We start from the raw sequence: 8,580 nt of genomic DNA on the forward strand, positions 1-8,580 counted from the left end.
GCTGGTCGGGCTCGAGGACGGCGGCGGCAACGAGTTCTTCGGCGAGCCGGCGTTCGATCTCGACGACCTGATGCAGACGGAGCGCGACGGCCGGCGTCATCCTGCGCAACCTCATCACCTTCGCGGACCAGGGGGCGGACGCCTTCTTCGGTGAGCCGGAGTTCGACACGAACGACCTCCTGCGCACCACCGCCGACGGCAAGGGGATCGTCTCGTGCCTCGAGCTGCCGCAGGTCCAGGATCGGCCCCAGCTGTTCTCCACCTTCCTCATGTGGCTGCTCGCCGACCTGTTCCAGGACCTGCCCGAGGAGGGCGACCTCGACAAGCCCAAGCTCGTCTTCTTCTTCGACGAGGCGCACCTGCTCTTCGACGACGCGAGCAAGCCCTTCCTGGACGCCATCGAGCAGACGGTGCGGTTGATCCGTTCCAAGGGCGTCGGCATCTTCTTCGTCACCCAGTCGCCCAAGGACGTGCCGGCCGACGTGCTCGCCCAGCTCGGCAACCGCGTCCAGCACGCCCTGCGAGCCTTCACGCCCGACGACGCCAAGGCGCTCAAGCAGGCCATCGCCACGTACCCGCACACCCAGTACGACCTGAACAAGCTGCTGACGTCGCTCGGCATCGGCGAGGCCGTCGTCACCGTGCTCTCGGAGAAAGGCGTCCCGACCCCCGTCGCCTGGACCCGGATGAAGGCGCCGAACTCGCTCATGGACCCGTCGCCGCAGGCCACCGTCGACGGGATCATCGCCGGCTCCCCGCTGGCGCGGAAGTATGCCGACGTCGCCGACCGGGAGTCGGCCTACGAGCTGCTCGCCAAGCGCCTGGAAACCGCCCCCACCCCCGAGGAGGCGCCGGCCCCCGAGCCGAAGCCGGGCCGCCAGCCCAAGGAGGAAGAGGGGATCGTCGAGAAGGTCGTCACGTCGGGTGCCTTCCGCTCGATGCTCCGGTCGGCCGGCACGGTCATCGGCCGCGAGATCACCCGCAGCATCTTCGGCACGTCCCGTCGGCGGCGCTGAGCCGCGATGAGCAGCGCAGCGCTTCCTCTCGAGAACATCTCGGTCGTCAGCATCGCGACGAACGTCCCGGGTCCGGTGGCCGCGGCTCGCCTGACGGGGCTCGGCGCGACCGTGACGAAGGTCGAGCCACCCTCCGGCGACCTCGTCGCCCGGGTCGCCCCCGACTACTACGCGGAGCTCACGGCGCGGCAAGAGGTCGTGACCCTCGACCTCAAGACCGACGAGGGCAGCGTCGCGCTGGAGGCCCTCCTGTCCGTCGCGGACGTGTTCATCACATCCCACCGGCCGTCTGCCCTCGATCGTCTCGGGCTGGGCTGGGACGCCGTTCATGAGCGTCACCCGCGCCTGTGCCAGGTCGCGATCGTCGGTGACCCGGGGCCGGGTGCCGAGGTGCCCGGTCACGACCTCACCTACCAGGCGGTCAACGGCCTCATCTTCGCCGACGACGGCACGCCGCGGATGCCGTCCACCCTCATCGCGGACCTGGCCGGGGCCGAGCGCGCCGCGACGGCCGCCGTGGCCGCACTGTTCGCCCGGGAGCGTTCCGGCGAGGGCAGCCATAGCGAGATCGCCCTGTCGGTGGCGGCGGAGTCGATGGCAGACCCCCTGCGGCACGGCCTCACCGCGCCGGGTGGGCTCCTCGGCGGCGCCCTGCCCGGCTACGCGATCTATGCCACCAAGGACGGGTACGTCGCCTGCGCCGCCTTGGAGCCACACTTCCTCGCCAGGCTCGAGGAGCTGCTCGAGGCGAGCGACCGGGACGCCCTCGCCGCCGCCTTCAGCACCAAGACCTCCGCCGAGTGGGTCGAGTGGGCCCGCGAGCACGACCTTCCCCTCGAGGCGCTCGCACGCACCTGAGGGAAGGTGCGCTCGGAACTGAGCTCAGCGGCATACGTCATAGGTCGTATGCCGCTGAGCTGGGGCCGCGCCGACGTGACCTGTGCGGGAGGGCTGGGACTCACCCCGCGCGCTCGGCTGCCTCGCGGAGCCAGTCGGCCACTTCGTCGTCGAGGTCCGAGATCGCTCTCACCTCGAGGTGATGGATCCAGTGCCTCGGCGAGGGGTGGGCGACCTCCTTCCAGCGGGCGGAGTGGTCGTGGCGCCCGAGCGCGATGGACAGGACCACGTCGACGTCGGTGTGACTGAGGTACTGGCCCGGCATCCAGAGGTAGGCGAACCCGCGGCGGCGCCGGAGCGCCACCTGGCTCTTGGACACCCTGACGTCGGTCGGCCCGAGGCCCCGGACCATGTCGAGCACCCGGGTGTACACAGCGAACGCGAACGGGTGCCCGGCGAAGAACTCCTCCGCCGTCGGTTTGCTGGTCATGCCGGCAGCCTCTGGGTCAGACGCGGACGCGGGCGCTGGTGGGGTCGTACATCGGCCTCAGCGAGGCCTCCGCCGGGTAGCGGGTGCCTGCGATGTCGATCTCCCACCTGCCGCTCGCCAGCCAGTCCGCGGTCACCAGCTCCCCGGCGCTCTCGACCATGGCCAGCCCGACCGCGGAGCCGAGGGTCCAGCCGTACGAGGCGGCCCGGACGTAGCCGACCGGCTCGCCGTCCCGAAGCACGATCTCGGCGTGGTAGAGCAACGGCCCGGGATCGAGCACCCGCACCTGGACGATGCGCCGCGCCATGCCGCCGGCGGCAGCGTTCGCGGCCTTTCGGGCCAGGAGTGGCTCGCGGCCGATGAAGGGGGTTGGCTTGTCGAGCGCCACCGCGAAGCCCAGCCCGGCCTCGAGGGGGCAGTCCGTGTTGTCGATGTCATGGCCGAAGTCCCGGTAAGCCTTCTCCATCCGGAGCGAGGCGAGTGCCTTGAGGCCCACGGGACGCAGGCCGTGCGTGGCACCGGCGGCCTGGACGGCGTCGTAGACCCGGAGCGCGTCGGCCGCAGGCACGTACAGCTCGTAGCCGAGCTCGCCGACATAGGTGATCCGGGTCAGGAGCAGCCGCACCCCTGCCAGCTCGACCCATCCGGCACTGCGGAAGCCGAACGACTCGGTGGCCAGATCGGTGTCGGTGAGCCCGGCCAGGACGTCTCGGGAGCGGGGGCCCTGGACGTTGAGCTGGGCGTAGTCAGCTGTCACGTCGGTGATCGACACGACGGGATCAGCGAAGCGGCGCAGGCGGGCGCGCACATGGCCGTGTGCCGTGTCCGAGGCCACCACGAGGAAGTCGTCTTGGTCGAGCTTGGTGACTGTGAGGTCGGCCTCGATCCGCCCGTCGTGGTTCAGCCACTGGGTGTAGGTGATGGTGCCCGGGTCGCCGTCCACCGCGCCGGCCGACAATCGGTCGAGCAGGTGGCCGGCTCCCGGTCCTCGCACGTGGAACTTGGCCATGAAGGACATGTCCATCAGCCCTACGGCCTCGCGGACGGCGCGGTGCTCCTGCTCCCACTGCTCGAACCATGGCGCGCGCCCCCACGTCGGCTCGGCCGCCGCCGTCTGGCCGGGACCCGCGAACCAGTCGGCGCCCTCCCAGCCGGACACCTCGCGGAGGTAGCCGCCCTGCTTGACGAGTCGCTCGTGCACGGGTGAGAGCAGCCGGTCGCGCGCCGTACGTAGCTGTTTGCCGGGCGTGTGGGCGGCATAGACCGTCCCGAGGACCTCCGACGTGCGGGCGGCCCGGTAGCTCGGGTCGAGCTGGTCGGGGCGGAAGCGGTCGACGTTGAAGCCGGTGACATCGACGTCCGGCTCGCCGGTCGTGATCCAGTGGGCCAGGACGCGGCCGAGCCCACCGGCCGACAGGACGCCGACCGAGTTCATCCCGGCCGCGACGAAGTAGCCACGGATCCCGGGCGCCTCGCCGACCGCCGGAGCCAGGTCCGGCGTGAACGACTCCGGGCCACAGAAGAACGTCCGGACTCCGGCGTCGATGGTGACCGGCACGCGGGCCATCGCCTTCTCGAGGAAGGGCGCCATCCGGTCCCAGTCGGGTGGGAGCTTGCCGAACGAGAAGTCGGCCGGGATCCCGTCGACCCGCCAGGCCGCAGCCTGGGGCTCGAAGAGGCCGACCATCATGCCGCCGCCCTCCTCGCGGTAGTAGCCGTAGGACGACGGGTCCTCGAAGATCGGGGCGTTGGGGTCGAGCCCCTCGATGGTGTCGGTGATGAGGTAGTAGTGCTCGGCGGCCTGGTTCGGGATGACCAGGCCGTTCCGTTCCCCGAGCTCCCGGGCCCACATGCCCGAGCAGTTGACGACGTAGTCGCACTCGATGACCTGGTCGGCGGCGCGCACCCCCGTGACGGCGCCGTTGCTCGTGAGGATGTCCGTCACCGGGGCGCCCTCGATGACCCGGACTCCGAGCGCACGCGCGCCCTTCGCCAGCGACATCGTCACGTCGACAGGGTTGACCCGGCCGTCGCCCGGGACGAGGAAGCCCGCGAGCAGGTCGTCGGTCCGCGCCCACGGGAACAGGTCGGCGATCTCGGCGGGCGAGATCTCGTGCACCTCCAGCCCGAGGTGGCGCTGGAAGGCCGCGACCCGTCGGTACTCCTCCAGACGGTCGCGGTCGGCGGCCGCCTCGATCATGCCGACCGGGCGGAATCCGGTTGCCAGCCCCGTCTCGGCCTCCAGCCGCGCGTACAGGTCGCGGGAGTAGAGCCGGATCGCGGTGTTGGTCTCCGATGTCGATCCGAAGCAGGTCATCAGCCCGGCCGCATGCCACGTGGTCCCGGACGTGAGCCGGTCCCGCTCCAGCAGGACCACGTCGGTCCAGCCGGCGTGGGCGAGGTGGTAGGCCACGGAGGAGCCGATGACCCCGCCACCGATGACGACGACGCGCGCCCGGTCGGGCAGTTCAACAGTCACGCGCACACCGTAGCCGCGCCAGTCAGGCCTTCACGCAGTTGCCCTGGCCTTTCGGTCGTCGGTAGGCGAATCCGGGCCGTTCGTACATCGTGCGTGTGGTCCGTTGTCAGACCCGCTGCGCAAGCAACAGGTACGTGCCGCCGGCCACCGTCACGACACCTCCGTGGCGCTCGATCGCGTCGTGCAGCGCCGAGGTCAAGCGCGCGAGACGATCCCGACCAAGGCCGCGATGGTCACCGAAGGTCGCGATCAAGCCCGTCCACTGGGTGGGGCCCATCCGCCGCCCCCACCGGTAGGTACGGGGCGGAGCGGTCGTGAAGGCGCTGTGTGTGCCGAACGGGTCCGGAGCGTCGACGTCGCCGCTGGGGTCGCGGCCGATGACGGTGACTGTGGGGGCGAGTTCTGCGTAGATCGTCTCGAACTCGCCAAGCAGGCCCGGCTGCACGACGTGGTAGTTCCAGAACCGCGCGATCCGACCTCCAGGCTCGAGCAGTCGAGCGGCTTTGTCGGGACCCGTCTCAGGGTCGATCCAGTGCCAGGCGTGCCCGCAGGTGATCAGGTCGAAGCGCCGTCCGGCGTCGTCCCAGCTCTCGAACCCGCCGAGCTCGACGTCAACACGGTGCCTGCGGGCCACAGCAGCCATCCTTTGGTCAGGGTCGATGCCCAGAGTCCGGACCCCGCGACGGCTCAGGTCGAGCGCCACCTTGCCGGTCCCGCACCCGACGTCGAGAGCGGTGCGAACGTGCGTGGCCAGCAGGTCATCGAAGAGGGCCCGTGGGTAGCCCGGCCGGAACCGGTCATAGGCCTCGGCAGCGGATCCGAAGGACTCAGCCCGGTCCCGATCAGCATGCAAGTGCTCGAGCGGCACCACTCAAGTATGGGTCACCCGCGCCGGACCCGAGCTCAGCTGACCGGCGTCTGCGACCCGTCCGTGGAGCCGGTGGCGCTCTGGGGCATCGTGGCGCTCGAAGCCGGTGTGACACTCGGCGCGGGCATCGCCTCATCGGGTCTTGAGCTGAACCACGCGGCTATCCCTGCCACCACAGCGACGACGACGAGCAGCAGGTTCCAGAAGACGGGCAGATCCGTGGCGAGCAGGATGACGACGGCGATGATCGTCGCCGCTATCGAGACGACGAACGTATGCGGCCAGGCCATCGCCCTGCCCCACGCCACCTCGCCCGTGTGACGGACCTGCCGGCGCAGCGCGGTCGCACGCGCCCCGTTGCCCGACACGAGCGCCACGACGAGGGCGATGAGGGCGATCCACGCGACTACCCGCAGGATCGTGCGGAGTCGGTCGGTGACGATGGTGACCATGGCCTGCGCGGCCCCGCGCACGTCCTGGCGGAGGTTGTCGACGGCAAAGTCCTGGCCCACCCTCGCGGCCGTCAGAGCGATGAGCATCGCCACCACGATGCCGGCCAGCGTGAAGAGCGTCGCTCGCAACCTCCTGCGCGAGAAGAAGATTCCGAGCGCCAGCAGGATAACCGTCAGGATGAGCAGGAGCACCGGGATGCCCTTGATCAGCCGATAGGCGTCCTGGGCCCGCTCGATGCGCGTGCCGTCGCCCACCACCACCTGGGCGTTGATGTCCGGGATCTTGTCGGCACCGGGTACGCCGGCGGCGACGAGCTGCGTCCGCAGCGGGCCCGAGATCGCGGAGAGATTGAGGACGAGCTGCCCGCTCTCGTTCTGCTGGAGCGCGGACGTCTCCCCGTTGAGCAGGCGCAGGAGCTGGGTGTGGACGACTCGGTTGGCGTTGGTCCACACGGTTGCGAAGGCCTCGCTCGAGACGACTTCCCCGACGACGCGGTGGACCAGGTTCGTGGTCTGCTCGCGGATCGGCGAGGCGATGAGGCCCGCCGCGGCGGCGATCTGCGGCGGCACGCCGCGGGCGATGAGGGCGTCGGTCGCCTCCTGTGCGAGGTTGAGGCTCTGGATGCGGGCCATGACGCGGTCGGTGACCTGGTCGGTGACGGCGGCCTGCACCTGCGGGTCCGACGCGAGGGGGCCCACCGCGGCGACGTACTTGTCAGTGTCGGTCAGCGTGCCACGCACCCACCACGACACCGCGGTGACGGGAACGAGGATGACGCCGAGTACGAGGAGGACCGCGGCAGCAGCGGCCCGCCACCGATTGGTCCCTGGAGGTGCGCCGACGCTGCTGGGCGCCGGGGGCACTGCGGTTGCCGGGCTTGCGCCGCCGGGGACGGCGTCCGGGGTGGTGCCGGCCGTGGGCTCCACGGGCAGGGGAACTGTCGGGTCGCGCTGCTCGGACATGCGCCCAGCGTGGGCGCGTCCCTCAAGAGAGTCGTCACCCTTGTCAGGTGAACTTGGGCACCCGAAGAGGCAGTCAGAGCTCGGCGCGCAGGATCGACGCTGCCCGCGCCATGGCGCGCATCTTTCCCTCCGCACTCGCGCGAGGCAGGTACTTCATCCCGCAGTCGGTGGCGATCGTGATCCGTTCCGGTGAGGTGTAGGCGAAGGCTCGGCGGACCCGGTCGGCGACCAGCTCGGCGGACTCGACCTCGTGGTCGGAAAGGTCGATGACGCCCAGGATGATGGTCTTGTCGCTGAGGTCCTTGAGGACGCCGAGGTCGAGACCCGACTGTGCGGTCTCGATCGAGATCTGGTCGGCCGAGCAGCCGGCCAGCTCGGGCAGGAACGAGTACCCCTCCGGGCGTTCGTGGATGATCGCGGCGTATCCGAAGCAGATGTGGACGGCGGTGGTCCCGGTGACGCCGTCAAGGGCGGCGTTGAGCGCGATGAGCCCGTACTCGCGGGCCGCGTCGGGCCGTGCCTGCATGTACGGCTCGTCGATCTGGACCAGGTCGGCGCCCGCAGCATGCAGGTCCTTGATCTCGGCGTTCACCGCGGCGGCGTACGCCAGGGCCGCCGACGCGAGATCGGGATAGTGGTCGTTCTGGGCCTGCTGCGACATCGTGAACGGGCCGGGCACCGTCATCTTGACCGGGTGGTCGGTGTTCGCCTTGAGGAACTCCACGTCACGAACGCCGATGGGTCGTGGCCGCGAGATCGGGCCGGCGACCCGTGGCACCGGGTTGGGGTGCCCGCTGCGATCGAGCGCCACCCCAGGGTTGTCGATGTCGACGCCCTCGAGGGCGGTGGCGAAGTGGTTGCTGTACGACTCGCGCCGCATCTCACCATCGGTGATGATGTCCAGGCCCGCCGCCTCCTGGGCGCGGATGGCCAGCAGCGTGGCGTCGTCCTGCGCCTGCTCAAGGTACTTCGCCTCGACCCGCCAGAGCTCTTTCGCCCGCACCCGCGGCGGGAAGCGGCCGGCGAGCTTGGCTCGGTCGATGAGCCAGTCCGGCTGGGCGTAGCTGCCCACCAGCGAGGTCGGCAGGATGGGCAGCGGGGACGACGATGTCACGGTCACTCTCGTGACTCTAGGGCTGACGCTGTCCGATGAGGAGCTCTTCCGGGCCGCGTTCAAAGGGTGACCGTGGCGCCCACGGACAGGGTGCTCCTCCTGGAACCCGAACCGCAACGTCAGGTGGGTGATCGCATCATAGGGATCGCCGAGGTGATCGAGCTCGACCCGCTCGGAGTCCGGGATCATCGGCACGTTCTCGGAGGAGATGCTCACGATGAGGACGAGCTCGTGGATGACGTGGTTGAAGGTCGCGTTCTCGCGCAGCGCCAGCGGGGTTGAGGTTTTGACGGCATGCAGGAAGACGGCGGTCCCGGGCACCTTGGCGACCGGGTGGGTGTGGAGCCACTCGATGAAGGGG

7 protein-coding genes and 1 pseudogene are annotated in these 8,580 nt (G+C 70.2%); 3 read left to right on the forward strand and 5 right to left on the reverse strand.

Annotated elements, in window-relative coordinates; all coding sequences use genetic code 11:
• The first annotated feature begins 1 nt into the window (after position 1).
• From VIR15_RS21235 to VIR15_RS17330, 3 genes and pseudogenes are all read left to right on the forward strand, one after another.
• Complete coding sequence (locus tag VIR15_RS21235) at positions 2–154, forward strand: helicase HerA-like domain-containing protein (protein ID WP_414654973.1); 153 nt, start codon at positions 2–4, stop codon at positions 152–154.
• Positions 81–1,016, forward strand: a pseudogene (locus VIR15_RS17325) (helicase HerA-like domain-containing protein); the annotation flags it as partial. The gene VIR15_RS21235 and the pseudogene VIR15_RS17325, both read left to right, overlap by 74 nt.
• Before the next feature lie 6 nt (positions 1,017–1,022).
• A complete protein-coding gene (locus VIR15_RS17330; protein WP_331930018.1) occupies positions 1,023–1,874 on the forward strand; it encodes a CoA transferase in 852 nt (283 codons plus the stop codon).
• 100 nt (positions 1,875–1,974) lie between these two features.
• Here VIR15_RS17330 and VIR15_RS17335 read toward each other — a convergent pair whose 3' ends face one another.
• The 5 genes from VIR15_RS17335 to VIR15_RS17355 form a co-directional block, all read right to left on the reverse strand.
• On the reverse strand, positions 1,975–2,343 hold the full coding sequence (locus VIR15_RS17335) for a DUF5655 domain-containing protein (RefSeq protein ID WP_331930020.1): 369 nt from the start codon (positions 2,341–2,343) through the stop codon (positions 1,975–1,977).
• Between the two features lie 16 nt (positions 2,344–2,359).
• Positions 2,360–4,822, reverse strand: coding sequence for a GcvT family protein (locus tag VIR15_RS17340; RefSeq protein WP_331930022.1), 2,463 nt, complete (start codon positions 4,820–4,822; stop codon positions 2,360–2,362).
• A 106-nt stretch (positions 4,823–4,928) separates the two neighbouring features.
• Entirely contained in the window at positions 4,929–5,690 is a 762-nt protein-coding gene (locus VIR15_RS17345) for a class I SAM-dependent methyltransferase (protein WP_331930024.1), read from the reverse strand.
• A 35-nt stretch (positions 5,691–5,725) separates the two neighbouring features.
• Positions 5,726–7,105 (reverse strand): hypothetical protein, encoded by a 1,380-nt coding sequence (locus VIR15_RS17350; protein ID WP_331930026.1) that lies wholly within the window; start codon positions 7,103–7,105, stop codon positions 5,726–5,728.
• 73 nt (positions 7,106–7,178) lie between these two features.
• On the reverse strand, positions 7,179–8,580 hold a 1,402-nt coding region (locus VIR15_RS17355; RefSeq protein ID WP_331930028.1), incomplete at its 5' end, for a KUP/HAK/KT family potassium transporter.

This window comes from Intrasporangium sp. (genome assembly GCF_036566125.1).
In the GTDB taxonomy this organism is placed as follows: Bacteria; Actinomycetota; Actinomycetes; order Actinomycetales; family Dermatophilaceae; genus Intrasporangium.

Coding starts and splice junctions, on each gene's coding strand:
- VIR15_RS17335 (WP_331930020.1), bottom strand. CDS start 2,343: ATGACCAGCAAACCGACGGCGGAGGAGTTCTTCGCCGGGCACCCGTTC.
- VIR15_RS17330 (WP_331930018.1), top strand. CDS start 1,023: ATGAGCAGCGCAGCGCTTCCTCTCGAGAACATCTCGGTCGTCAGCATC.
- VIR15_RS17350 (WP_331930026.1), bottom strand. CDS start 7,105: ATGTCCGAGCAGCGCGACCCGACAGTTCCCCTGCCCGTGGAGCCCACG.